The sequence below is a fragment of the Bradyrhizobium sp. LeoA1Lang genome (assembly GCF_055413685.1).
The window spans coordinates 49,097-74,771 of the sequence record NZ_JBVAPG010000021.1 but is presented as its reverse complement, the minus strand read 5'-3'; the positions used below and the strand labels follow the sequence as shown (position 1 = coordinate 74,771).

The 25,675-nt window shown below is 64.0% G+C and carries 21 protein-coding genes; 5 read left to right on the top strand and 16 right to left on the bottom strand.

Features of this window, described 5'->3' with window-relative positions; all coding sequences use genetic code 11:
• From ACZYOF_RS10405 to ACZYOF_RS10390, 4 genes are all read right to left on the bottom strand, one after another.
• On the bottom strand, positions 1-565 hold a 565-nt coding region (locus ACZYOF_RS10405), incomplete at its 3' end, for a POTRA domain-containing protein (RefSeq protein WP_463715710.1).
• A gap of 254 nt (positions 566-819) precedes the next feature.
• Positions 820-1,806 carry a FecR family protein gene (locus ACZYOF_RS10400; protein WP_463715709.1) on the bottom strand — a complete coding sequence of 329 codons (987 nt, stop codon included), beginning with the start codon at positions 1,804-1,806 and terminating at the stop codon, positions 820-822.
• A 471-nt stretch (positions 1,807-2,277) separates the two neighbouring features.
• Complete coding sequence (locus ACZYOF_RS10395) at positions 2,278-2,823, bottom strand: RNA polymerase sigma factor (protein ID WP_463715708.1); 546 nt, start codon at positions 2,821-2,823, stop codon at positions 2,278-2,280.
• A 263-nt stretch (positions 2,824-3,086) separates the two neighbouring features.
• Positions 3,087-3,857 (bottom strand): STN domain-containing protein, encoded by a 771-nt coding sequence (locus ACZYOF_RS10390; protein ID WP_463715707.1) that lies wholly within the window; start codon positions 3,855-3,857, stop codon positions 3,087-3,089.
• A gap of 403 nt (positions 3,858-4,260) precedes the next feature.
• Here ACZYOF_RS10390 and ACZYOF_RS10385 point away from each other — a divergent pair, with 403 nt between their 5' ends.
• Positions 4,261-4,716, top strand: a complete 456-nt coding sequence (locus ACZYOF_RS10385; RefSeq protein ID WP_463715706.1) for a hypothetical protein — start codon at positions 4,261-4,263, stop codon at positions 4,714-4,716.
• Position 4,717: 1 nt separating this feature from the next.
• On the top strand, positions 4,718-5,665 hold the full coding sequence (locus tag ACZYOF_RS10380) for a UDP-glucuronic acid decarboxylase family protein (RefSeq protein WP_463715705.1): 948 nt from the start codon (positions 4,718-4,720) through the stop codon (positions 5,663-5,665).
• Positions 5,666-5,710: 45 nt separating this feature from the next.
• Here the strand turns inward: ACZYOF_RS10380 and gspM are convergent, their stop codons facing one another.
• Genes gspM through ACZYOF_RS10340 form a run of 8 tightly spaced genes read right to left on the bottom strand, consistent with a single transcriptional unit; the run spans position 5,711 to position 12,972 of the window.
• Entirely contained in the window at positions 5,711-6,286 is a 576-nt protein-coding gene (gene gspM, locus ACZYOF_RS10375; protein ID WP_463715704.1) for a type II secretion system protein GspM, read from the bottom strand.
• A gap of 3 nt (positions 6,287-6,289) precedes the next feature.
• Positions 6,290-7,342, bottom strand: a complete 1,053-nt coding sequence (locus ACZYOF_RS10370; RefSeq protein ID WP_463715703.1) for a PilN domain-containing protein — start codon at positions 7,340-7,342, stop codon at positions 6,290-6,292.
• A 17-nt stretch (positions 7,343-7,359) separates the two neighbouring features.
• On the bottom strand, positions 7,360-8,304 hold the full coding sequence (locus ACZYOF_RS10365) for a type II secretion system minor pseudopilin (RefSeq protein ID WP_463715702.1): 945 nt from the start codon (positions 8,302-8,304) through the stop codon (positions 7,360-7,362).
• Positions 8,305-8,327: 23 nt separating this feature from the next.
• Positions 8,328-9,137, bottom strand: a complete 810-nt coding sequence (locus ACZYOF_RS10360) for a PulJ/GspJ family protein (RefSeq protein ID WP_463715701.1) — start codon at positions 9,135-9,137, stop codon at positions 8,328-8,330.
• Positions 9,134-9,628 carry a prepilin-type N-terminal cleavage/methylation domain-containing protein gene (locus ACZYOF_RS10355; RefSeq protein ID WP_463715700.1) on the bottom strand — a complete coding sequence of 165 codons (495 nt, stop codon included), beginning with the start codon at positions 9,626-9,628 and terminating at the stop codon, positions 9,134-9,136. Before ACZYOF_RS10355 ends, ACZYOF_RS10360 begins: the two co-directional genes overlap by 4 nt.
• Positions 9,585-10,034 (bottom strand): prepilin-type N-terminal cleavage/methylation domain-containing protein, encoded by a 450-nt coding sequence (locus tag ACZYOF_RS10350; protein ID WP_463715699.1) that lies wholly within the window; start codon positions 10,032-10,034, stop codon positions 9,585-9,587. The genes ACZYOF_RS10355 and ACZYOF_RS10350 overlap by 44 nt, the downstream gene beginning before the upstream one ends.
• A 9-nt stretch (positions 10,035-10,043) precedes the next feature.
• Complete coding sequence (locus tag ACZYOF_RS10345; RefSeq protein ID WP_463715698.1) at positions 10,044-11,249, bottom strand: type II secretion system F family protein; 1,206 nt, start codon at positions 11,247-11,249, stop codon at positions 10,044-10,046.
• A 7-nt stretch (positions 11,250-11,256) separates the two neighbouring features.
• Entirely contained in the window at positions 11,257-12,972 is a 1,716-nt protein-coding gene (locus ACZYOF_RS10340) for a GspE/PulE family protein (protein WP_463715697.1), read from the bottom strand.
• Positions 12,973-13,040: 68 nt separating this feature from the next.
• Between ACZYOF_RS10340 and ACZYOF_RS10335 the strand changes: the two genes are divergently transcribed.
• Complete coding sequence (locus ACZYOF_RS10335; RefSeq protein WP_130583203.1) at positions 13,041-13,634, top strand: prepilin peptidase; 594 nt, start codon at positions 13,041-13,043, stop codon at positions 13,632-13,634.
• 114 nt (positions 13,635-13,748) lie between these two features.
• Here the strand turns inward: ACZYOF_RS10335 and ACZYOF_RS10330 are convergent, their stop codons facing one another.
• The 3 genes from ACZYOF_RS10330 to ACZYOF_RS10320 form a co-directional block, all read right to left on the bottom strand.
• Positions 13,749-14,378: an RNA polymerase sigma factor gene (locus tag ACZYOF_RS10330; protein WP_130583204.1), complete on the bottom strand. Its 630-nt coding sequence runs from the start codon at positions 14,376-14,378 to the stop codon at positions 13,749-13,751.
• A 275-nt stretch (positions 14,379-14,653) separates the two neighbouring features.
• The gene (locus tag ACZYOF_RS10325; protein WP_463715696.1) at positions 14,654-17,074 is read right to left on the bottom strand and encodes a tetratricopeptide repeat protein; all 2,421 of its coding nucleotides are present in this window, start codon (positions 17,072-17,074) and stop codon (positions 14,654-14,656) included.
• 162 nt (positions 17,075-17,236) lie between these two features.
• Positions 17,237-19,465 (bottom strand): O-linked N-acetylglucosamine transferase, SPINDLY family protein, encoded by a 2,229-nt coding sequence (locus tag ACZYOF_RS10320; protein ID WP_463715695.1) that lies wholly within the window; start codon positions 19,463-19,465, stop codon positions 17,237-17,239.
• Positions 19,466-19,826: 361 nt separating this feature from the next.
• Here ACZYOF_RS10320 and ACZYOF_RS10315 point away from each other — a divergent pair, with 361 nt between their 5' ends.
• Together ACZYOF_RS10315 and ACZYOF_RS10310 are read left to right on the top strand one after the other, a co-directional pair.
• Entirely contained in the window at positions 19,827-21,731 is a 1,905-nt protein-coding gene (locus ACZYOF_RS10315; protein ID WP_463715694.1) for a substrate-binding domain-containing protein, read from the top strand.
• A 580-nt stretch (positions 21,732-22,311) separates the two neighbouring features.
• Positions 22,312-24,279, top strand: a complete 1,968-nt coding sequence (locus tag ACZYOF_RS10310) for a substrate-binding domain-containing protein (RefSeq protein WP_463715693.1) — start codon at positions 22,312-22,314, stop codon at positions 24,277-24,279.
• 350 nt (positions 24,280-24,629) lie between these two features.
• On the opposite strand, the gene ACZYOF_RS10305 is transcribed toward ACZYOF_RS10310, so the two are convergent.
• Entirely contained in the window at positions 24,630-25,571 is a 942-nt protein-coding gene (locus ACZYOF_RS10305) for an FkbM family methyltransferase (RefSeq protein WP_463715692.1), read from the bottom strand.
• Positions 25,572-25,675 lie beyond the last annotated feature (104 nt).

Genomic DNA, 25,675 nt, shown 5'->3' with positions numbered 1-25,675 from the left:
GGTCGACATCCACCGTGCCCGGCGAGACGCCGGCGCGCAGCGCGGGCGTCACCCGCCGGTCGGGCCATTGGTTGAGCGCGACGATGTCCTTGGTGACATCGTTGAAATTCGGCAGCGTGCCCTCTTTGAGCGATTTCGCCCGGTCCTTGATCTGCTCGATGTCGAAGTAGCGCGAATTCTTCACCCGCAGCCGGCCGACCTTCAGCTCCGCCACCTTGAGAATGACGACCCCGCGCAGCGCATTCTGCGTCGGCACCGACACGCTCACGGTCTGAAAGCCCTTGTCGCGATAGGCCTTCTCGAGCGCGGCGCGCGCCTTCTCGACATCGTCGGCGCTCTTGCCCGGACCGAGGAACGGATAGATCGCCTCCTCGACGTCGATCTGCGGCAGCTTGTCGGCGCCCTGCACCGCGAAATCGTCGATGTCGAAGCGTTGCGCCGGCGCCGCGCTCTGCGCCGCCGCCGCGGCCGGCGCAGGCGCATTGTCCGCATTCGCGGGCTGCTGCGCGCTTTGCGGCGCGGCGCCTGCTGGAGCGATGCCGACCACAATGCCAACAGTGATCATCGCCACGGCCGACCACCGCGACCCACCCCGGGATTGCACCCGATGTCTGAAATCTCTGAGATTACTTCCACTTCGCACAGACGTTCGCCCAATTTCGCGCAGGCGTCCGCCGTCGCGGCGGGACCACCGCGACAACGACGCCTACTCACACGACGACTGGGCGAGTGCTAACGTGCAAAAATTTCTGCACGCCGTAGAAGAAACTTATCCATTTGTTAGGAAATCAGCGTTTGCGGCCGAATGCGATCGGGCCTTCAGCTCAGCAGTACCACCCCGCCGGGAAGCGAGGTGATCCGGGCCCCGAATAGCTGCTCGACCTGGTCGACAAAATTCCCGAGCTTGTCGAGCTGAAACGTGCCGTTGACGAGACGGCGCTTCAGCTCCGCATTGGCGATGATGATCTTTCCGGGACGGTATCGGTTCACTTCGTCCACCACGCTTGCCAGTGGGCGGTCGCGAAAGATCAGCAGCCCAGCCTGCCAGGCCGTCACCTGCACGGCATCAACCGGAACGGATTGCTGCAGCCCTGCGCTGGAATAGGTGACCTGCTCGGCCTTGTGGAGCTGAACCGTTCTGTCGTTCTGTTCAACGGTCACGACGCCGTCGAGGCAGGTCACCGAGACAAACCCATCGAGACAGCGCGCATTGAAATCCGCCTGCGAGGCGCTGATGCGTCCATTTCCTGCCAACATCACGAGCGGCTTGGATGGCGACAGCTTGGCCGCAACCGAAGCCTCGCCAGAAATCAGTTCGATCCTGGTCTCGTCAGACGTGGAGCGCAGCGCGACGCTGGTTTGGGTGTTCAGCTCCAGTGAAACGTCGGGCGCGACCGCTACCTTGCGATGTTCCCCTTTTCCGGTCCTGTAGTCGGCCGAGAGTTCTTCGAGCGACGGCCACAGACCGAGCGGTGGGCGAACGATCATGTAGCCGGCGGCAGCGGCCGCAATCGCCCCTCCCAACATGATACGGCGCGTGAGCCGCCGGGGCGGCGGCTGCGAAGCCGTTACGACGACATCTGAGGCCTGCTGCTCATCGGCCAGTTCCCGGGCGGCGACGCTCGCCATGCGAAAAAGCTGTACTGCTTTCTTGAATGCCGCATCATGTGCCGGGCTTTGCTCACGCCAACGCTGCAACGCGTCCACGTCTGCCCGCGTCGGCTCGTCGGTTTTCAGGCGAACGACCCAATCAAGGGCCTCGTCCAGCAGCGGATTGGATTTGGGTGGGCGGTTCGGCACGGTCACGATGACTCGCTCACTGCCCTACTCCCCAAATCCAAACCTGCCGATAGTATTGGACGTGCATGAGAGACTATATAGATGATTCCATCCGCATCCGGGTACTGCAACGGACCTTTACGCAAATCATCAGGAGAAACAATCGGGAACACCTGCATCAGATGCTTGGACATGACATAGTCGAGAATGATGCAGTGGCGCTGCCTGCGGTTTCGACCTGAACGTGTGCTTGATCGGCTCAGCATTCCCCCGCGAACCTCTCCCGGATATACTTACCGGATCCAAGCGACAACTCTCTCTATTCGATAGACGATCGAAACTCCGCTATCCCGCAGAAAAAACCCGCGAAAGTTGAAAAAACAGGTCACAGCTTTCGACGCGGCGACCGGATGAGACGGGGCCTGAAGGCACCGTTCTGCAGCAAACATCGATGATCGACAAGTGCGGTTTCGGCCCGCGCATTTTTCGATAGCAAATTCAATACGAACGGGGGCGCGGGCCACCGAGACGACGGATCAATGTATAATCGAGACAATTTGCACAGTGGCTCAAGGCCAGCTTCAAATCACTTTCTACCGTTCGCACGCTAACGCCCAGACTGACTGCAACGTCGTGTGCAGACCGTCCCTCGATGCCGATGCCGAGCAGCACGCGGCGGGGCCTGGCGGGCAATTCGGCCAGCGCACGCTTGAAGGCATCAATATCGGAACGTGCTTCGACAACCCGGGCGGGATCCGGCTCGTCGTCGCACACATCGAGCAACGCCTCAACTTCCGATGCGCTGACACGATGGTTCAGAGCTTTCTTGGTATCCTTGGCGATGTTGATGGCGGTGCGGAAAATATAGTCGGACGGACTGCGCACCGGGTCCGCATCAGTCACCCGCTCGAGCCGCAGGAACGCCTCGTGCAGGGCCTCATAGGCGAAGTCCGAAGACCCCAGACGGCGCGTCAGCTTCTTGACCAGTTCGTCGTAGTTCTCGACGAGCTGCCCCCGCAGCCGTACTCGATTGACACCAGCCACGCCTCGCGGCCCCCCCAGACGCCAGCTCGATATCCAGACCGGACTACTACCGGTGGGCTCCTCGTAGCGGCGGCGGATAACACATTTATGACAAAGGTTGAATCCTCCCCAGGGTACAAGCGGGGGTGCGGCTTCCGTATCACAAATGGCATCTCGCTTCACAGATCAGGACGGTTCAAACACCAGCGCTCCACGTTGCATCAAAAACGAGATTGCCGAGCCCATCGCAGGTACGCCGTCCTATCCGCGGGGGCCATCGACATTCATTGCAACGGCTTCACTACAATCACGATACGCACCGGCCGAGGCGTGTTTGCCGGCGCCGACCGGCTGATGGTGAGACCACGCAATACCGTCGCCACGGCGGCGTCCCGCTCGACATCGCCCGTCGATCTGAACAGTTCGGTGCGCTGAACCGTGCGGGACCGATCGATCCAGAGATCAAGGACAGCCCGATAGCTGCCGCCTCGCGTCCTGACATTCTTTTGCAAGGCCTTTTGAATGTCGATCTGCAGACTTTCACTATAATCGTGAAGCCGGCCGACATCGTCGCCGTCATTCGAGGCCCGCACCCTCAACATCCCCAATGACAAATCCGCAGAACCAAGCGGGCTGGCGGGAGGCCCGCCAGTTGTCGCGGATGGTAGAGCAAGGGTGATCGCGTCCGGACGGGTATACTGGACTTTCAAGTCCGTTCCGGCCAACAGCAGGTTCAGCGCCTGCTCGGCCGTAAAGTTGCCCTCAACGGCCGCAGATTTTCGCCCAGTCGCCGAATTGCTCTCATAAAGCACTTGAACACCGGTTCGCTCGCCGTAAGCCTGCAGTGCAATGGCAAGCGGTTGTGCGGGAATATGAAACCCGATCGGCTCCGACACAGTGGCAGCCCGATGTTCTTCGGCAATGGCTGCGCATACGCCGGTGATTACCAGAAGGACGCAAATCCAGGTGAGATGTCGTTGCCCCCGAGAACGTTCGACCGTCTTCCCATCGGTCACAGCACAAGCATCCGCGACATATGATCGAATTGCCGTCATAGCCCCACTTCGCTTTGCCCCAGGGTCTGGTCAGTGTCCTATTTCTAAGCCTTCCGACCAGTCGCTGCTCAGCGCGGCGTAGGCGATGCGCGAGCGCTTTTATATCCGAAGATATGACAGCCGTCTAACAGGCCCTATCGGCCGGGCGGCGGCCAACGTTTCCCACATCGATGACCTTGATCTCGTTAGCCCAGCGAGCGCTTGCGTCTCCGTCCGCGAGCGGCTCGTCGGTACCTCGCTTCAATCACCCCTACGCCTTCACCATCATCATCTTGCGAACACTCATCGCACGTATTTATTCGCTTGAGCATCCAGCGCGCGAGACAATTACAACGCGAAACGCCACAAATCTGCAATGGTACCGACGCTATGCTTCAGCATCCGCTCACACGGCAGAACTGCAATGAATGGCCGCAGTGCGTCACCCCACATGCATCACATGCCTTATCGACAGCTCGTTGTGACTGCGATCGCGGCGCTACTCTCTTCTGCCGCGTCTGCCGCCGAATTCACCATCGTCAATGCTTCGAACATTCCATTGCAGCACCTCTATATATCGCCATGTGGGGCGCGGCATTGGGGGCCAGACCTGTTTACCGAAGCGCTGCCGCCTTCCAGATTTTTCACGGTCTCCAGCGTCAGGCCGGGCTGTTACGACATCCAATTCGTGGTTGCGCCCCGGAATAGCTGCGTCATCGCGGGGGCATCACTGCGCCGCAGCGAGGTCTGGAAGGTGACGCAGTGGACTGTGTTCGGCTCGCAGAGCGGCGATTGCTCCCATGTCGCCGGCTACGTTCCGGCAACGCGACGGCCGTGGAGCTGGCAATCAACATCGGCTTCGGACATGAAGAGAGAGTAACGTGGCAAAGGTGTTGGTGACCGGCGGCGCCGGATTTCTTGGTTCGCATTTGTGCGAGCGGCTCGTCGAGCAAGGCCACGATGTGCTTTGCGTTGACAACTATTTCACCGGCGGCAGGGCCAATATCGCGCATCTCATCGGCAACCCGCACTTCGAGATGATGCGCCACGATGTGACTTTCCCGCTCTATGTCGAGGTGGATACGATTTACAATCTGGCCTGCCCTGCCTCCCCGATCCACTACCAGTTCGATCCGGTGCAGACGACCAAGACCAGTGTCCACGGCGCGATCAACATGCTGGGGCTCGCCAAGCGCGTGAAAGCGAAAATCCTCCAGGCGTCGACTTCCGAGGTCTACGGCGACCCCGAAGTTCATCCGCAGCCTGAGGCTTATTGGGGCCGCGTTAATCCTATCGGACTGCGTTCCTGCTATGATGAGGGCAAGCGCTGCGCCGAGACCTTGTTCTTCGATTACTGGCGCCAGCATGGCCTGCGGATCAAGGTCGTACGAATCTTCAACACCTATGGTCCCCGCATGCATCCAAACGACGGCCGCGTGGTGTCGAACTTCATCGTTCAGGCGCTCAAGGGCGACGACATCACCATCTACGGAGACGGCAACCAGTCCCGCAGCTTCTGCTATGTGGACGATCTCATCGAGGCCATGATCCGGACCATGAACACACCGGATGATTTCAGGGGCCCGATCAACATCGGCAATCCGCGTGAGTTCACAATTCGTGAGCTTGCCGAAGAGGTGATTGCGCTCACGGGATCACGGAGCAGATTGGTGTTCATGCCGCTGCCCTCCGATGACCCTCGCCAGCGTCAGCCGGATATTTCGCTTGCCCGCACCGTGCTCGACTGGACACCGCGGATCGAGCTTCGAAGCGGGCTCGAGAAGACGATTGCCTATTTCCGCGGCGAGATGCGAGCTGCCGCGGAATAGCTCGTCCATCCCCGCCTCTCTTGCGGCCGCCGATCGCATCATCGTTCAAGCAGTTTTCCGACGCCAGAAGGCATGCACGTTCAGATTGACCTTCAAGACGGGGTCGGCACTTGCACGCTCGCCGGAACCGCTCGGTTGCACCAAGAGGGCATCGACGAAAACATAGGGAGCGCCGCTTTCAAGGCGATAAAGCAGGGATTGCAGGTTGGGAAGCGTGGCATTCAACGTAATCTGCACCCGAATGATATCGCCCTTGTCATCGCGATCCGCCGGCGGAACCCCTGACGAGACCAAAACGGCGTGCTGATCCGTCACGAGCTGAGACAGATAGGCCTGAAACTGCGCAGTGGCGAGCCCGCTGGTGGGCGCGTCCAGGAATGCGAGCGCGGGAGCTGCCGAGGGCTGAGTCTGCCGGCTTCGATTGGCGACCGACCGTGAACGCGCCTGCAGGCTCGCAAGCTGATCGCGTTGGTCGGCGAGCGCCTGCAAGGCCTCGCTACGCGTCTGCAATGCTGCTGCGACCGCAACCGTACAGACGATCAGCAACGCACAAAAGCCGCCCACGGCGAAAATCTGCTCGCGGCTGACATCGAGCTTCAGGTTCAGATTCGGCTTCAGCATGGCCTAGCCTCCGTCGATCCTGGCGTGCGCCTCGACGCGCGCCTCGATGTGAAACATGAAGCGCGTGCCGTCGGCGCCGCGTGTTGTGGGAGCAAAGAAATGCACATCCTTCAGATGTCCTGACTGCTCAAGCGGAGCAATCAGCGACGGCGCGTCGTCGGCGAAGCCCACGATGCGCAGCGTCGCACCGTCGAGGTTGAGCTCAGTGAGATGAGAATTATCCGGGAGCGCACGGGAAAGCGCCTCGACAACGATCACAGCCACGGGCGACGTTTCCTTCAAGGCCCACGCGCGCTCGGGAGGCGCGAGCGAAGAGATCGATTGCCGGGGGAGAGCGCCCTTGATCTGGCGCTGCAGCGCCGCGATGCGCGTCCCGACATCTTCGCTTTCGCTGTCCGCGGACGCTGCAGTCATGAAGCCCCAGACGTTCACGATGAGGGTGATGCAGACGGTGGCCGCGATCAAGCCACCAATGGTCTGGCTGATACGTGCGAGGCTCTTGTCGGTCGCATCGGCGAGCCGCGACCACAGCACGACGGGGATAGCCGCGTCGGCAAGACGCTCGCTCGCCACCACGCGATCGACCCGCAACCCCAGCGCACCCAGACGCTGGCAAGCCTCGTCGAGCACCGCGCGCGAGGTGATGAGAACACGCACGTCGAGGCTCGCCGCATCCTCGCTCGGTCCGACATCGAAACCATAGGCGGCCTGGTTCGCGCGCCAGGGGCACAGGCGTTCGATCTGGTTGCGGACGATGCCGGGCAGCAGGTCGCGGGCCTGAGCGGGAACGCTCATCCGGCGCGCGACGAATTCATCGGCGGCGAGTTCCAGGATCACGAAGCGGTTTTGCGCGGCGCGGGCGATGTCGTCGGGCAGCGGACCACCGGCGGGGACGATGACTGACGTTGTTCTTCCCGTCCTCTTCGCATCAGAAACGATCCATTTGTCGCCGTCCTGTTTGTTGCCGTCTTGGGCGACCTTCAGCCAGTTGCGGGCACGGCGGCGCTCCTGCCAGCCGAGCCACAGGCGGGCCAGGATGTCGATCCAGCGCCCCATAATAATGTCGATACGCATCAGCGTGCCCCCATCAGCATGACAGTGTCCGTTGCCACCCCCGGCGACAACGGGTTCCAGGCGAGAACCCGATACGGCTGCTTGTCGTCGGGCAGCAGCACGATGAAGACCTTGGCCTTGGCCGTGTATCCGCCCACAGTTCCAGCGACGAGATCCACCGCGACGGCCTGTCGCCGCTGAACCTTCAGATACTTCTGCGTCGGCCCGAGCAGGAAGGCGAGGCGCTCGGGATCGACCAGCGGCGCGCGCCGCATCTCGAGGAAGGTGTCAAGCCGCGGCGCGTCGACGAACGGCAGCGCCTGGAGCACCGCGACCGGTGCGGTGAGTGGGTTCACGCCATCGCTCCCATACACGGTGATCAGCGGCACTATCGCCGCCATCCAGTCCGCCCTCATTCCGGGAATGCTCGCAAGCTGCCGCACATCGGTGAACGGTGCAGGAGAGGCCGATGCGGCCCGCTGATCGGACCCGGCCTCCGCCTCATCGGACTCGGCCATCTCCTGATCGGGCTTGGCGGCGGCCGATGCCGGCTGTTTCGCCACCTCGTTGGGCCGCCGCTCCTGCCGATCCGAACCACGCAGATCGACGATCCTGTTGGCCAAAACGGTGGCGTCGTCATCCTCCGCCCCGACATAGCGCAACAGCGACGCCAGCAACTCGACAGGCGCCTTTCCGATGTCGATGCGCCCGCCCTCGTCGCTGACGCTGACGCGCACCTGTCCGGTCGACAGCGTAATGGTGGTGCCACGCGCGACCAGTGGCGCATCGCGCATGGCGGCCACCATGCCGGCCGCGGCCTCAAGTCCTGCCGTCAGCAGCGCATCGGCCTGCACACGCTCGCGGTCGATGCCGACGATCCCCACGAGGCTGCGAAACGTGGTCGACGTCGCCATTGCCAGCGCCGAGCACAGCGCGATCGCCCAGAGCACCGTGAGCAGCACCATGCCGCGCTGGTTGTCTCGGCGGCTCATCCGCGCGCCCCCGCCGGCTGGTCCTTCGCAGGCTCGGCCTCCTTCGCCGGCTGCTCCTTCGCCGATTTGGACCCGCGGCCGGTCAGACACGTCGCCTTGGCGCCCGGCCGCGCACAGCCGATCGGCGCATCGGCACGGAGCGCAAACTGCACGGCGGGCACGAGCTCGGCGCCGCTCGCGCGGTCGCGGATCGAGAGCCGCACCAGGCGCGGCGGCAGCGGCTGCCCGCTCCAGGTGTCGCTCCAGGTCACGGTCCCGTCCGTCGCAAGGCTGGCGAAGGCGAACGCGATCTCGACCTTCCCTTCGAGCAGCAGAACGGGGTCGCGCAGCGCGACGTTCTCGAACGGCATGCGCGGCCCTGGCCATGGCGCGCGCCGGCGCACGAGCTGGCTCCTGTCATCCCGCTCCTCGACGGTCAGGCTGACCACCTCCTCGCCCTGCAGCCCGGCCACGGTGCCGCCGGCCGCAACGAACCTGACTTCGGTGGACCCGCCGACGAAGGCGGCCCTCCGATTGCCACCGCCCGCGGACTGCGGAGCGAGAGACTGCGGCACCAGACGCGCCGCGCCGAAATCCGCCGCCAGGCGCTCGATCGCAAGCAGCAGTTGGTCCGCCCGGCCCACCACGCCGGTGCGGCGATCGAAGTTGAGGGCGACGTTGTGGATGAGGGCCGCGGTCGCGACGATCACGGCCGACCCGATCGCCAGTGCGGCGAGCACCTCGATCAGGGTGAAACCCCGCACGCCGCGCAGCGTTGATTTCGGCAGGCCGCGTTTCGGAAGAGTTGGTTTCGCGGTCACGTTCATTCTTCGTCCCTCGGTCCCAGCCGCAGCGTCTCGGCGCTGACCACCTGCCCGGGCCCCCACGACACCTTCGCGCTCACGCGGTAGGCGATCCAGCTCCGGCGCTTGGCGGGGGGCTCGTTCGGTTTCTCCTGGGACTTGTCCACCACGGTCTGCATCAGGCTTCCCTCCCGCGGCACCATGGCGTCGACGAACATCGGCTCGGCCGTGACCGTCCAGCGCAGGCCGGCCGTCTCGCCGTCGCGCGGCCCCTTCGCGAGCGCAATGCGGTCGACGGGCGCATCGAGGATCGCGCGCAGCAGCGTCTGCGCGGCAATGCGGCCGTCGAGCTTGTCGGCGATCCGGCGCGCGTAAAACAGATGCGGACCGAGCACCGACACGAACGCCAAGAGCAGAGCCATCGCGACCAGCGCCTCGATCAGCGTAAACCCTCCGCGCGCGGCGGCGTGGTCACGGCAGATCGATCGCCACGCGACCGTTGTACCAGTTGACATCGACCTCATAGCGCACTCCCTGCCACGAGAACTTCAGCACCGCGCCGGTCGAGGCGCCGTCCGGCTCGAACCGGACCACCGCCTGCCGTCCCGACCATCGCGCGTCGACACCGACCACATCGAGCACCACGTCGCGGGGAATCGCGATAACCCCGCTCTCCCCAACAAGCCGCCGCTCCCTTGCATCGAGCGAAACGCTGCGACTCTGCCCGGTGAGAATCGCCGCGAGCCGTTCACGCCGCAGCAGCGCCGCGGTCTGCAGCGTCAGCGCCTTCATGTTCGCCCGCCCGGTGCCGGGCACCATCGTCACCACCAGCGTGGCGAGAATGGAGATGATCAGCATCACCGCCATCACCTCGATCAGGGTCGAGCCCGCACGCCGATCGTTGATGCCTGCTCGCGCCATCGGCCGCCCCTACATCGCAAGCTCGGTGATGCTGAGCAGCGCGCTCATGATCGATACGATCAGCGTGCCGACACCGATGCTGACCGCGATGATGGTGATCGGCCCGATCGCGCCCATCAACCGGTCGAGACCGATGGCGAGCCGCTGCTCGTAGAATTGTGCGGCGTGTTGCGCGATCGCCGAGAGGTCGCCGGTCTCGTCACCGACCCGCAGCATGCGGACCGCAAGCGGCGGCACGAGATCGCTCTCGGCGAGCGCCTCGATGAAGCGGCGGCCGTTGCGGACCTGCTCGTGCACCTGGTCGACCGCCGCCGCGTAGCGCGGCTCGGTAATGATGTCGCGCAGGATCTTCAGCGCGGCGGGGAGCGCCACGCCATTCTCGACCAATAGCCCCAGGGTGCCAACGAAGCGGGCGGTGCGACGGTCGTTCATCACCCCGGCCACGCCGGGAATGGAGGCGAGCGCACCCACGAGCCACGCCCGCGCCCCCTGTTGCCGCAGGATCAGCCAGCCGACCAGCAGCATGGCGGCACAGACGCCGAGGAAGGTGTCGAGATTGGCGCGTAGCCAAGTCGACATCGTCAGCGCGAAGGCGGCGCCCGCGTTGAGCTTTCCGCGCAGCTCCGTGAAGACAGACTCGAACTGCGGCACCACATAAAGCAAGAAGAAGAACAGGATCAGCAGCGCCGACCCGACCAGGAACATCGGATAGCGGATCGCCGCGCTGATCCGCTGCGACAACTGCTCGCGCCGGGTGCGGTCCTCGACGATCGCCCGCAGCACCACCTCGAGCTTGCCGGACGCCTCGCCCGCCCGCACCATGGCGATGTAGATCGGCTCGATGATGGAGTCGTGGCGCTCCAGCGCTTCCGCAAAGCCGTCGCCACCCGAGACCGCCGAGCGCAGGCCGCCAGCGAAGCGGGCTACCGCCTTGTTGGTGTCGTCCTCCAGAGTCTGCAGCGCAGCTTCGAGCGTCAGCCCGGACCGCAGCAGCAGCGCCAGCAGGCGCATGAAGGTGGTGAGTTCGCGCGGGCGCGGCAATCCGCTGCTTGAGATGCCGCTGCGCCGCGCGCCGCCGCCCGCGATCTCCGCTTCGACCGGCAAGTGGCCGAGATACTCGATGCGCCGCAGCACCTCCTCGCGCGAGGGCGCGTCGACATCACCGAGAATGATCTCGCCGGCCTTGGTCAACGCGCGGTAGCGGTAGTGTGGCATGATCGCCCTACAGGCTCGTGGTCAGGCGGAAGATTTCATCGAGCGTGGTCTGCCCGGCGCGTAGTTTGTTGATACCGTCCTCGGTCATCGTGGTCATGCCCTCGCGCCGCGCCGCGGTTTCGAGGTCGGTGGAGTCGGTTTTCGGGCCGATTGACCGTCGCAGCGCCGTGCCGATCTCCATGATCTCGAACACGCCCTTGCGTCCGCGGAAACCGGTGAAGCCGCACCAGTCGCAGCCCCTGGGCCGGCAGACCACCTCGCCGGCCTCGATGCCAAGCGCTGCATAGCGCTCGTCAGCGACGATATCCGCCGCTGACAGCGAGTGGCTTTCCTTGCAGTGATCGCACAGGATCCGCACCAGCCGCTGCGCCACGATCACCCGCGCGCAGGACGCCAGCAGGAAGCTCTCTATCCCCATGTCGATCAGACGCGTGATGGCGCCAGCCGCGGTGTTGGTGTGCAGCGTCGTCAGCACCAGATGGCCGGTCAGCGCAGCGTGGACACCGATATGGGCCGTCTCGGAATCGCGCATCTCGCCGACCATGATGACATCAGGGTCGAGCCGCATGAACGAACGCAGCGCCGATGCGAAAGTGAGCCCGATGCCTGGATGCACCTGGGTCTGGTTGATGCCCGAAATCTGGTACTCGACGGGATCTTCGATGGTAAGGATCTTGCGGGTCGGCTCGTTGATCACCGCAAGTGACGCCGCAAGCGTGGTGGTCTTTCCCGATCCGGTCGGTCCGGTGACGATCACCATTCCATAAGGTGCCAGCAACGCCTTGCGCAGGATCGTCTCGTCACGCGCGCTGAGGCCGATCTGGTCGAGCGATACCAGGCCTGCCCCTTTGCGCAACAGGCGAATGACGGCGCATTCGCCATGCATCGTCGGCATGGTGGCGACCCGCAGATCGATCTCGCTGCCACTGACAACGATATGCGCGCGTCCGTCCTGCGCCAGGCGGCGCTCGGTGATGTTGAGACTGGCCAGAATCTTGAGGCGCGACAGGATGCCCTTGGCCATGCTCATCGGCGGCGCCGGCACGTTCTTCAGCATGCCATCGACGCGCAGCCGAACCTGCAGCGCATTGCCAGCCGGCTCGATGTGCAGATCGGTCGCCCGCTGCTCGACCGCCAGGCGCAGCAGGTCATCGAGCGCCCGCACCACCGGCGCGCCACGCGCGAGGTCGCGCAAATTGTCAAGATCATCCTCGCCTGCGCCGGTCCCGATTTGCGGGGTATCGCTCGGCTGATCGGGCTCGAGTCGTAACGAAAGCGCGGCTTCCAAATCATCGGCAGTCGCCACGGCAAGCACGATCGGCCTGCGCAGCGCGAGTTCGACCGCTCGCAACGTCTCATCGTCGATCGGAGCGGCCACTGCGAGACGCAACGTTCCGGCCGCGGTCGCGTAAGGGAAGAGGCGCTCCTCCTTGAGGAACCGCGTCGACATCTCACCGCCGGCGAAGCGCCCCTCGACTAGATCGTCGCGCCGGACCCGGTCGCATCGATAGAAACTGGCCAGTTCGTCGGCCAGTGCCGAAGGCGTGAGCCTGGTGACGGCACTCCAGTCGGTATGGCCAGCCGACCCGTCGCCGTTACGGACGCGACGCGCTCCGTCTTCCCTCTGGCCATCGCGCAACGCGCCCCTTCCCACGAGATAGGTCATGAAATCGTTCGGCGGCACGGCTGCTGTCGCAGTCGCATTGTTTTCGTGCGCTAGCATTGCACAGCTCCGACATGCCTGGCCCGCACGGCAGGTTCTTCCACAGCGCGAAGCGACATGAGGCGACGATGACGATCGACGAGCACGCCGATGATGATGTAACTTCGGAGGCCCTGCATCCTAACCGCACCGTGCTGCTTTGCGGATTTGCGGCCGTCGCGCTGGTCTCCGCTGCAACGCTGCCATGGCCGCACGCGCTGGCGTCGACCGTTCTCGGCACACTGATGATTGCCGGCGCCGATATCGACGCGCGTAACTTCCTGCTTCCCGACATCGTCACCGGAAGCGCCCTCTTCGCAGGGCTTGTTGCCACGACCGTGCTCGATCCGTTCGATCGCTGGAGTGCGCTGACCACCGCACTGGGCGGTGCCATCCTGGTTGCCGCGGCACTCTGGCTGATGCGCCGGACCTACAGATGGCTGCGGCAGCGCGAAGGCCTGGGGCTCGGCGACGTCAAGCTCGCGGCCGCCATCGGCGCGTGGCTCCCGCTCGACATGGTGCCGCTGTGCTTCGCATTGGCAACCGGCGCCGCGTTGATCGCCGTGCTGCTGACACGGCTGCGTGACCATTCCGTCGAGCGCACGACAAAACTGCCGTTTGGAGCCTTCCTGTGTCCCGCCCTTTGGTTGGTCGACTACGCCGTACGACTGCAGGCGGCTTGATCTCGGATTTGAGAGTATCCGATGCGGGTGGCGAAGGCTTCGCAGCTCAAGCGTCAAACATGGTGTAGCCACCTCGGCAGATCGGACGGTGTGAGCCTGCCTCCCCATTACATCTCACCTGCCGCCGCCGAATGGCAATCGCCGGGCAAGCGTATCGTTATCGCTCAGTGGAATTCGCGATGAGCGATCCCGCTGGCCGAACGGACTTCGGCGCTGGAACGCGCTTCCCGGCATCCGCGCGCCGCGCTCGAGACAAACCGCGCAATGCACCATTGCCTGCTTGAGCTCGACCTGTATCGTGCGCACGCTGACGCCGAACCGCTCCGCCACCTGCCGTAATGGCACCTCGTCAACACATATCGCCATGAGAATCTCCCGACGGCGAGCGGGCAGCTCCTGGATCACCTGCTTGAGCGCGTTGATCTCGGAGCGGGCTTCGATAATCCTTTCCGGGCCAGGGCTGTCGTCGACCAGATCGAACAGCGCATCGGTCTCCGAAACGGTACGGCGGCGGCGCTCCGCAACGCGCCGGTTGCTGATGGCACTCATCGCCACTCGGAACAGATATGCATGCAGATCGCGAACGGGTCCGATACCGTCCGCTTTGCTCAAGCGCAGAAACGTGTCCTGCAAAGCCTCGTTGGCGAGATCCGCGGATCCGGTCCGTCGTGTCAAACGCTGTTTGAGATCGTCGTAACTTGCGACGAGGAGCGTGAGCAACGCCGTTCGATTGGTGTCGCTCATTGCAGGGGCCCCATCCCCAACCGCGGCATTTGACACGCTTCAATTCGGTCGCGCCGTTTCTAGCCAAGGTTGATGACATGGAAATGAAACCATAACGCGTGCTGGTTTCGTGACGCACTACGCAACAGTCAATGACACACGTTTGATTTCTTGCGCACGAAACGAGCGGCAAGAATGCCGCGCTCGTTGGGGCGATGATCGTACATCCGCAAATACCGTCGGCGGTGCAAGCTTCTGCGCGAGCGTGACTGCGATCGTTCGCAACGAAGCGCATGTCACGACATGCCGTTGATGGCCATGGTCCGGTGCGACGTCTGCACACGTTCGATGCCACGCAAGGCCACGGCACTTCCCGCATCGATGCTCAGCGCTCCGCGGAAACTGGTCTCTGCATCGTCGGGGCGATCGAGCACACAATAAAGATCGCCAAGCGCGCAATGGGCGGTAACACGCTGCGGATCGAGTGCAAGCGCATGTTTCAGGCTGATTTCCGCGCCCTGCGAGTTGCCGCGCGCGGCACAGGCGCGCCCAAGCGCCTCGTAGAACTCCGCCGATTGTTGCTGATTGATCTTGGTCGCCGCCAGAAAATGCATCATGGCGTTGTCGATGTCACCGAGCTCGCACAGCGCGAGGGCGTATGCGGCGTGCAACGCGTCATCATTGGGGGCAAGTTCCAGCGCCTTGCTGTAATGCTCATGGATCAGGCGCCTTGCCGTATCGGCATGCATATCCGCCTGCTCGCCATCTCCCAGCTTGCGCAGGGCGCTGGCATAGGCGGCGTGGGCATCCGCGTTGGTAGGTGCGAGCTCGATCGCCTTGCGATACTGGGCAAGCGATTGTTCCGTCTTCTGAGCGGCCATCAACGCGTCGGCCAGCAGTGTCCGTGCCAGGGCGAGATCAGGAGCCAACCTCACCGCCACCTGCAGCCGCCTGAGTGCGAGCTCTCCGTCGCCCGAACCGAGCTCCAGCGCACCGAGATTGCACAGCGTGTTCCCATGCTCGGGATCAAGGGAAAGAACATGCTCGAACAGCTTCTTCGCACGACCAAGATTGCCTACCTTCTGTTGGCGACAGCCCTCAACGAACAGCGCATCGCAGAGGACCGCATCCGATGCACGTGGCAGCGCGATCCTCTCCTGCGACAGTGGCACTGCGGCGCCGGCTGTTGACCACATTTCCGCACGCACTCGCTCGACCACATCGCCCCAATCGCCCGCTTCGGCCTGCCGAAACAGCCGCGCCTGCGGATACCAGGGTGTATCGTCACGATCCCTGAGCCAGCGCCAGTCGCTGCCTTTGGCGAGCAGAATCCAGACCGGCTTGCCCATCGCACCGGCCAAATGGGCAATGGCGCTGTCGATGGAGATGACGAGATCGAGATTGGCAATGATCGCCGCGGCATCGGCGAACGATGTGGCGTCGATTTGTGCACCGGCATTGACGATGCCAATATCGAACTCGGTCAGCTGGTTCTGTCCGGGCCCGACCTGCAGGCTGACAAAGCGCGTGCCCGGGCAGTCGAACAAGGGCCGCAGGCGATCGAGCCGCAACGAGCGGCGCCAGTCGTAGGGGTGTGCCGGATTGCCCTGCCAGACCAGGCCGACGGAAAGACCGGAGTGGGCGCCAAGGCTATCATTGAGCCGCTTGCGCCACCGCGCGACCAGGTCCGGATCAGGCGTGATGTAGGGAACCGTCGCAGGAACTGCATCGCTTTGCGTTCCAAAGATCAGCGGCAACGACATGAGCGGCACATGCACATCAAACGCCGCTGCCTCTTCCTCGGTATCGAAGACGTCGTCGATGCCGTCGACCGTTCGCATCAGCGGCAGCAAGGGCCCTTGCACACGCAGGATCACCCGGCCGCCGCGCGCCTTGATCATCGGCGCATAGCGCACGAACTGGATGGTGTCCCCGAAGCCCTGCTCGGATTGCAGCAGGATCGTCTTGCCGGCGAGATCCTCGCCCTGCCAGCATGGCCGGTCGGTCGGCAACAGATGCTTGCTGACTTCCGGTTCCTTGAGCCGCCACTCGTTGTGCGGCCACGCCGCCCGCCAGTCGCCACGGACGAACAGGCAGATGAACAGCATCACGTGCAGCTTTGCGTGCTCGGGATGCCGTGCAAGCGCGTCTTGCAGCAGCACGACCGCCTCGTCCCTTCGGCCCATATCGTTGAGCAGAACGGCAAAGTCGACCACGGGGTCGGCATAGTCGGGCGCGCACGCCAGCGTGTCGCGGAACGCGTCGTGGGCGAAATCCATCAGATCCAGGGTCGTCAGCGCACGGGCGAGACCAAACAGCGCCGCGATATTGTTCGGCTGCAACGTCAGCGCGGCGGCGTACGCGGCCAGTGCCTGCGGATGCTGGCGCACCTTGAGAAGCAGCAGACCGAGATTGGCGTGCGCCTCGCTATCAGCCGGGTTGAGCTGGATCGACTCCTCGAGCAAGTCCAGCGCCCGTTCATCCTCGCCGCGTTGCAGCGCGATTACGCCGCGGATGAGCTGGACCCGCGGCCGCGCGGTGGGTTCCGATGCCACGGTCTCGAACAAGACCTCGGCGCTGTCGAACTGGCCGCTCTGATAGAGATCGAGGCCGCGGTTCATGACGGTCTGGATGAATTCCACCCGCCGTTCGGCCGACGCATGTTTCAGCATCGAAGCCCCCAACGCCAGCGCCTCGCCGCTCGCTGCTTTCAACATCGGCACGGTCCTTCTTTCAGCTTGTCCACTTTTTTTCGTCATGGCCGGGCTCGTCCCGGCCATCCCGATCAGGAAGGCAGTGCGCCCCTAAGCGGGGTCACCTCTGCGACTCGGCTTCGCCGAGTCGCAGAGGTCAAGCCCGGTGACGACGAGTAAATTGTCCTAAGCCGCGCCCCGCGCGGTCTTGGCCTCGCACCATTCGGTCCACAGCCGCATCAGTTCGCGTGAGAGGTTGTCGGCAAAGCGCGGCGCGTCGCACAGGGGGGACGCGGCGACGCGGGCGCGCAAACCGGAGCGCAGGTCGGCGAGTTCGTCACGCCGGCGGGTCCAGTCGACCGCCATGGCGACGTAGTCGTCGATGCTGGTCGTGCAGAAGCTGCCGAGCCCGGCTGCGGTCAGGTGGGCCGCGGAGTGGCGGCCGGCGAACGTGTCGCCGACGAAGGTCACGGTCGGAACGCCCATCCACATCGCCTCAAGCGTGGTCACGCCCGCCGAATAGGGGAACGGATCGAGCGCGAGGTCGACGTCGCAATAGGCCTGCAAGATCTTCGGCTGCTCGGCTTCGCCCACAAGCTCGACACGCTCGCGTGGCACGCCGCCCTGGCCGAGCACGTTGTAGATGGCGTCGCGCGTGCTCGCCTCGCCGAGTCCGCCATAGACCATGAGGATTCGCGAATCCGGCACCTGCTCGAGAATCCGCGCCCAGGCCTTGCCGACCTCGCTGTTGAGCTTCGCCGGCCGGTTGAAGCAGCCGAATGTGAAGCGGCCGCCATTCGCGCTCGGCAGCGGCAGCACCTCGGGGGCTTTCTCGGGCGGATGATAGCAGACGTAGCAGTCCGGCAGGCGGATCGGACGCTCGATATAACTCGCGTCATGCTCCGGCGGAATTTCCACCGGATCGGCGATCAGGCCGTCATAGGTGTCGAGCCCGACGGTGCCGACATAGCCGGCCCAGCCGAGCTGGATCGGCGCCGCGCGCGTGGCGAACAGCGACAGGCGGTTGCCGGCGGTGTGGCCGGCGAGATCGAACAGGATATCGATCCGATCATCGAGGATCTGCTGCCCCAGCGCCGGCCCGTCCATCCCGGACACATCGCGCCAGGAGACCGAGATCTCCTTGTAGCGTTCGCTGAAATCGTCGTCCTGCCGCTTGCTGTCGGTCTTGTAGCAGCAAATCTCGTAGCCGAGCGCGGCGAGCGCCTCGAACGCGCGCAGGACCAGGAACGACACGGCGTGACGATGCATATCCGCCGACACCAGGCCAAGTCGCGGCTTGCGCGTCGGATCCGGCGTGTTCGGAAACGCCAGCCGATCCATGGGCGCGGTCGGCCGATACAGCGTCGCCCACCGCCTGTGGGCGTGCAAGAGCTCGTCGCGCGTGACGCCGGGCTTGTGCTGGAGCGCGAACAGCAGCGTTCCGGCGAAGCCGGGGTTGGCAGGATCGAGCTCGCCCGCCCGCCGATAGGCAGCGACAGCGTCCTCGATGCGGCCCTGCCCGAGCAATCCGAAACCGCGGGCGACATGATGCTCGCCCTGCAGCGGATCGAGTGCGAGCGCGCGATCGACATAACTCAAGCCACGCTCGAACTGGCGGTGATTGATCAGGAATTGACCGTACATGTACTGCGGCAGAGCCACGGTCGGAGCGCTGTCGGCGGCGAGTTCGAACAGCCGCCCCGCCTGCTTGTCGCGCACCGCCAGCCCGAAATTCACGCCGAGCTCGATGATCGCCTTGTAGTTCTGGCTGTCGAGCGTGGAGGCGGCGCGGAGATCGTCGACCGCCTTGTCGAACTGACCGTCCATCACATAGGCGAGACCGCGTGTGCGATAGGCCTCCACGTAGCCCGCATCGAGCTCGATCGCCTTGTCGAGCGCCGCGAGCGCCTCACTGCGCCGGTTCTCGGTGAGCAGCGCAAGACCGAGACTGTATTGCGCGAGCGGCATGTTGGGCAGCAGGCGCAGCCCTTCCTGAAGATAGGGGATACCATCCCGGGTGCGCCCGGTGCGCGCCAGACACGTGCCGATCTCGGTCAGCGCCGGCGCGTGGGTCGGCGTCACCCTGAGTTCCGCCATGAACGCCTCGCGCGCGTCGTCGAAGCGATCGAGCCGGCACAGCGCCACACCCTTGCAGTAGTTGAAGGCGGACTGGTCGGGCGCGAGCCGCGCCGCCTCGTTGAATGCGCGCAACGCCTGACGCCAACGATCCTGCTGCCCATGCGCGACGCCCTGCTGGTGCAGCTCCTGTGCGCGCCGCAGATTGGCGGACGGACGCTCGCCTCCGTTGATTGCGGGCGATCTTGCGGCGGATGGTGACGGCACCGGCCGTGCCAGAATTGCATGGCCGCCATGCTCCACGCGTATCGCGAGGCGCCCGCCTGAATTGTCTTCCATGTGGGAGGCCTCGCTTGAAACAATTCCCGCGTCGATGGCACCGCCGGAAGACGGTCATCAGGTCGGGATTCCATAGATCATTTATCAGAGTATTGCCAAGTTATTTTTCCACACCTGACTCAAAATTTTCTCTGCGCGAGGTCAAGGCTCACGTTGTCTATTAGATGTTAGCCAATCATCGACGACGGAGACATAACTTCGACGCGTGAGTGACTTGCAATCTTCATACGTCATCGCTGTGACTGTGACAGATATGCATAATATTACTTCATCAAATCTTGAACATTACTTTGCACTCTCGTGACGACGGGATGACGACGCGCGCCGCTGGTTACAAACCAAACCCCACAGGACCTGAGACATGAAAATGCAATCGTCCAAATACCTGCTCGGCACCGCGTCGGTGCTCGCGCTGCTCGCCTCGTCGGCCACCGTGCCCGCGAACGCGGGCGCCTCCTCGGCCACCAAGCCGATCTACTTCGCCGGCAGCACGCTCGCCTCGGAAGCCTTCCGGCAGATTCTCGACTGCTACACGGGCGGCACCGTCGGCTTCGGGTTCGGCGCCACGGCCAACGACGGCTACCAGTTTGGCGGCTTCCCGGCACCGGGCCATCTGCCGACCACCTGCACCGTGAGTACGGTGGTGAACGGCCTGTATGCCGGCGTCGGCTCCGGCAACGGCACCCGCGGCTTCATCGCCAACAACCCGCAGCAGTGGTATAGCGGCTCAGTGACCGCAGGCTCGGTGATGACGTCGACGATCACCACCATGTTCCTGCCGGCGGCCAAGCCGCCGATCATCGACTATTCGAATACGGGCTCTCCGGCGACGATCTTCGGCAGCTATCCGTATCCGCGTGTCGACGTCGGCATGTCGGATTCGCCGCTGGCGATTGCCACCGGTGCCACGACCCTTACGACGGTGTCGTTCACCTTCACCCCGGCGCAAAGCTGGTCGACCACCGGCGGCGTGGCCCCCGCTATCACCGTGGGCACCTCGACGGCTGTTGCCTATAACCCCACCACCTATGGCGCGCCGATCCAGGTTCCGGCGTTCGAGGTCAACGTCGCGATCGTCGTCAACACGAACGGGATGACCACCGTTAGCGGAACAACAACAATAAGCAGCGTCTACTCGGCGGTCACAGGCGCGGGCACCACGCCAGGCACCCAAGCCAACCAAGGCGCCGCCATCCAGCTCACCACGGCGCAGATGTGTGCGATCTTCTCGGGCCTGGTGACGGATTGGAACGACACCACTCCCAACAAGGTCCCATACCTCGACAGCGCCGGCACGCCACAGCTCGGGGCCTTCAACGACGCCAACAAAGACCCTTCGGGCGTGGCGCAGCCTTACTCGGCGACCTCCAAGACCATCAGGGTCGTGTATCGCGGGGACGGCAGCGGCACGAGCTTCATCCTGACCAACTATCTCAAGGCCGTCTGCCCGCAGATCTCCTCCACGTATGCGACGATCTTCGGCGCCACGAACCTTCCGAGCACGAGCTTTGCGACCCTGATCGCCAACATCAACAACTCGGCCGTCACGTCGCAGTGGATCGCCCAAACGGGAAGCGGCAACGTGGCATCCAATGTCAGCACCGACGCAACCAACTCGGGCCGGATCGGATACGTCAGCGCCGACTTCTCCCAGCCCTACACCACCAACGTCCCGACCGCGGCGGGGGGGACCGTCACAGCACCGTATTCGGCAGCGCTGCAGAACGAACAGCTGCGCATCGCCGGCATCTATGTTCCGGACAACACGACACCTACAACCCTGGAGTTCATCGCGCCGACACCGGCCGGTGCCCTCAACGCGTGGACCGACACCAGACTGCGGGTGCCGGCGACGACCTGGACCTGGGTTGACTTCAACATCTACAACAACGTCTTCGGCTCGGTGACCCAGGGCGGTGTGAGCGTGACCGGCAAGTCTGTGCTGCCGCTCACCAACAGGGCGAACGCCTATCCGCTCAGCGGCACCGCGTTCATGTTCCTCTATAGCTGCTACAAACTCCCGGCGGGAGAGCAACCCACCGACCCCGTCAATCGCGTCACCAGTCTGACGAACTACCTGACCTGGCACTACGCTGCCAGCAACCCCTTGCTCACGGGCGTGATCCAGAACGTCGGGTTCAACCCGGTGCCGGCCTCCTACGCGACCATCATCAGGAACAAGTACCTGAGCCCCTCCAGCGCCGAACGAATCGCCGCGGGCGGCACAGCCGGCACCAACTGCGCCAGCGCCGACGGCGCGCTGTAAGCCAACGTCGACGACGTTCAACGACAAACTCAGCCGGGCGCCTCGATCGAGGCGCCCGGTTTTTTGTGCGCGACTGTCCTCTAGTTAGGCCTTCTAACTCTCTATTCGTCGCCACCGGGCTTGTCCCGGTGACCTCGCTTACGGACGCACTGAGTCCATGATCACGATGTCAAACGCACTGCTTCCCTGATCGGGGTTGTTTCAGCGACTTCGGCGAAGCCGAAGTCGCTGAGGACGAGCCCGGCAACAACGAGAAAAAAGTGCGGACATGACAACGACACGACGACTGCGCAAGCACCGCGAAAACGTCGCGCACCCCTAAAAATAAGGCGAAAATCGCTGCGCCTTGGATCGATTCAAATTGTCTTAGGGATGTGAGCACTGCACTGGCGTCGTTGTCGATACGGCGCGGAGGGCCGCCTGGTCCTGCGCGTCTTGCTGCCCCATGGTCCTGCTGACTTCCCCGAAGGTCTTCTTCATCACCATCCATTTCACCGCATCGAACAAGATCTTTTCCGGTCCCGAGGCCATGGGCGGGTCGCGCGACGCCGCGTCACATCGTGAAACAGGGAGCATAAAGATGACTAAGAGATCCTTTGCCGGGCGCCTGCTGGGCTCGACCTCGCTGGTCGTGCTGTCGGCCGTCGCCGTGATCGGCGCGGCGCAGCCGGCCGCGGCCCAGACCGGCCTCTACGGCGGCGGCAGCACGCTGCCATCGCTGGCGCTGCGGCAGATCTTCGACTGCTACGAGGGCGCCACCCTCGCCAATGACGGCCAGACCTTCTCGCCGGGCTTCACCTTCTCGCCGCCGAGCCCGAACCAGCTGCCGACAAGCTGCACGCAGTTCTCGACCACGGTCGAGGGCCTGTTCGCCGCCGTCGGCGCCGGCAATGGCCAGCGCGCCTACATCGCCAACGATCCGAAACAGCTGTTCCGCGGCAGCCCGGACTCGGCGCCGGCGCTGGTGCGCAAGCCCTCCGCAAAGCCGCCGTATCGCGACACGGCCAACGCCAATTTCTCGAGCTATCCGTATCCGCGGCTCGACTTCGCCGCCAGCGACATGCCGCTGGCGAGCCCCGTCGCCGGCCTGACCACGATCTCGTTCGGCAGCTTCCTGCCGACGACCAACTGGCAGAATACCCTCTTGATCGCGGCGAAGACCAGCACGGCGGTGAGCTTCAACACCGCGGCCGTCGGCACGCCGATCCAGATCCCGGCCATGGCAGTGCCCGTCGCCATCGCGGTCAACACCGCGAACTCCCTCACTGGCGCGACCTGGACCAACCAGTCGGCGCTGTCGCCGAACACCCAGGCCGGCGGCGCGATCCAGCTCTCCTCGGCGCAGCTCTGCGCGATCTTCTCGGCCACGGTGACGGACTGGAACGACACCTCGACCCTGATCCCCTATCTCGACGAGAACGGTGTGCAGCAGTTCCAGCACTTCTATGACGACAACACCAACGGCACCCTGACCCCGGTCAGCTATACCAGCCGCCGCCTGCCCATCAAGGTGGTCTACCGCTCCGACGACGCCGGCACGAGCTACATCCTGACCAACTATCTCGCCGACCTCTGCCCGCTGCTCGACCCGACCGGCACCTACAACTACAAGAAGATCTTCACCGGCGTCGGCGTCGACGGCGCCACCACCGCCAACCTGCCCTCGAGCAAGTTCCGCAACCTGCTCAAAAACATCAAGGCGGTGAAGGGCGAGGCCGATCACGACCACAACGATACGTACGATGTGGACGACGATTCCGAGCGGCCCGATCCGCGCTGGATCAACGCCGAGGGCGCCAACCAGCAGGCGCTCAAGATCGGAACCGGCTCGCTTCTCGCCGGCCGGATCGGCTATCTCAGCGCCGACTTCACCCAGCCCTATGCGACGACCGTGACCGAGGAAGTCGCCGGCGTCATGCTCTCCGGCCCGGCTCCATTGTCGGCCAGCGTTCAGAACGAAGTGCAGCGCCTCCTCGGCGTCTATCATCCGGGCCAGTCGGGTCAAAACTTCGTGCCCCCGACGCCGGACAGCACCGCTCAGGCGTTCAGCAGCCTGACGCCTCCGGCGCTTGATGGCGGCTACAATGGCTGGAATATCTACGGGCAACGCTACGCTGCTGGAACCGTGATTGGCGGCGTCGACTACAGCGATCTGTCCGTGATCGGCGTCCCGCTCGTGGCGGAGAATGTCTATCCGCTCACGGGTGCGAGCTACATCAACGTCTACAGTTGCTACAGCGATGCCACCGGCACGCGGGTGCCCGTCCTGAAGAACTGGATGGCCTGGCTGTTCGGCGGATCGATCGACGCGCTGCCGGCCTACAATCCGGCGACGTCGAATGCCAACTCACCGGGGTATGATCCGAACGTCGCGAAGGTCATCCGCAACAACGGCTTCCACGAACTCGACCCCGCATGGGCGACCAACGCCCTGAGCGTCTACCTGACGACGAGCGTTGCGGGCGGCCTGCCGAGCGCGATCGCGGCGTACAACCCGTCGGGTGCGCAGATCGACGGCTGTCAGGGCGTCACCGGCGGCGCGAAGTAAGGAAGCATATGAGATCGTGATCCGGTGAGAGATCAGCGGATCACGATCGCAGCGACAACAAACGGCAACGGCCGGGTCCTCGATGAGGCCGGCCGTTTTTCGTTGTTACGCAGAGTTTGCAGAAGTGCTTCGACTTCTTATCGCGCGCGCATCATCCCCACCGGTGTCATCGCCCGGCCGAAGGACCGGGCGATCCAGTAACCGAGAGTACCCATGATTGAGATCACGGCGAACCAAGACGTACGATTGTCCACGTCGTACCGCTTCATTTCTATTACTGAACTCGGCGTTTACTGGATCGTCCGGTCAAGCCGGACGATGACACTGAATTTGTAGAGACCCCTCGCCCCTCACACCTTCGCCGGCTCCGCCGCGCCAGCGTCGCGGACCGTGCTGCCGCCGCGGGTGGTGCGGATCATGTCGAAATAACGGCTGCCCGCTTCCGGCTCCAACGTCTTGCGATGGATCAGATGCTGGATGCAGATAGCCGCGAGATCATGGGAGCCGTAGCAGTGATGGGCCACCAGGGCGAGATGCCTGAGCTGCTCGTCGCTCATCGTGTCGGGCCGGGTAAAATCGCGGACATACACCGCGTCGGCTTCGACCAACTGATGGATCGCCGCAAATGGATCGGTGCCGTGCAACGGCCAGATCATGCGCCGGTTGAACTCGGTCAGGGCGTGCGGAATGAAGCCCTGGCCGCGCAGTTCCAGGTCGATCTCGCCGAACACCGGCTGTTTCTTGTACAGCGGGACAAACGAGACTTCGGTCTGGATGACAGCCGCCTCGGCCAGGCGCCGCTGCCCATTCTGGAAGATCGCAAGCTCCGAGCCCTGCACGTCGATCTTGAGGAAATCCATCGCCTCGATTTCGCTGACATCGTCGAGTTTGCGGGTTGCCATCCTGGAGTCGGCGACGACCCGCCCCCACTCGATGAAGCCCGGAAAATGCTTGAGCATGTGCGGGTCGGGCTCCAGCAGGCTCGTCATGCCCGATGCGAAGCATTCGCGCAGGCGGGCCTGCTCGCCGTTGCCGACGACATAGGGCAGATAGGTCTCCAACTCGCTCTTGCGGGCGTTCAGTTCGGCCAGCGCCGCGCGCTGCGGCTCGAAGCCGTAGAGGCGGCACAGGCGCCTCTCGAGCATGGTCTTGTACGGCGGGTCGGCACCGACCGGGTTGGCGCCGATATCGACCACGGCGGTGAGGCGTTCGGGCGCAAGCAGCGCCGTCAGCGGGTCGGAGTCGGCGTATGGAGCTGACGGCGCGGGCGGTGTTGGCTGGGCTGAGGTCATGACAGGTCTTCTCCCTACTTCGGCGTCGCGGGCTGGCCCCCACCGAACTCTCGCGTCGCCGGGCTTGTCCCGGCGATCTCGCTTAAAGCATGATCCGAAAAGGT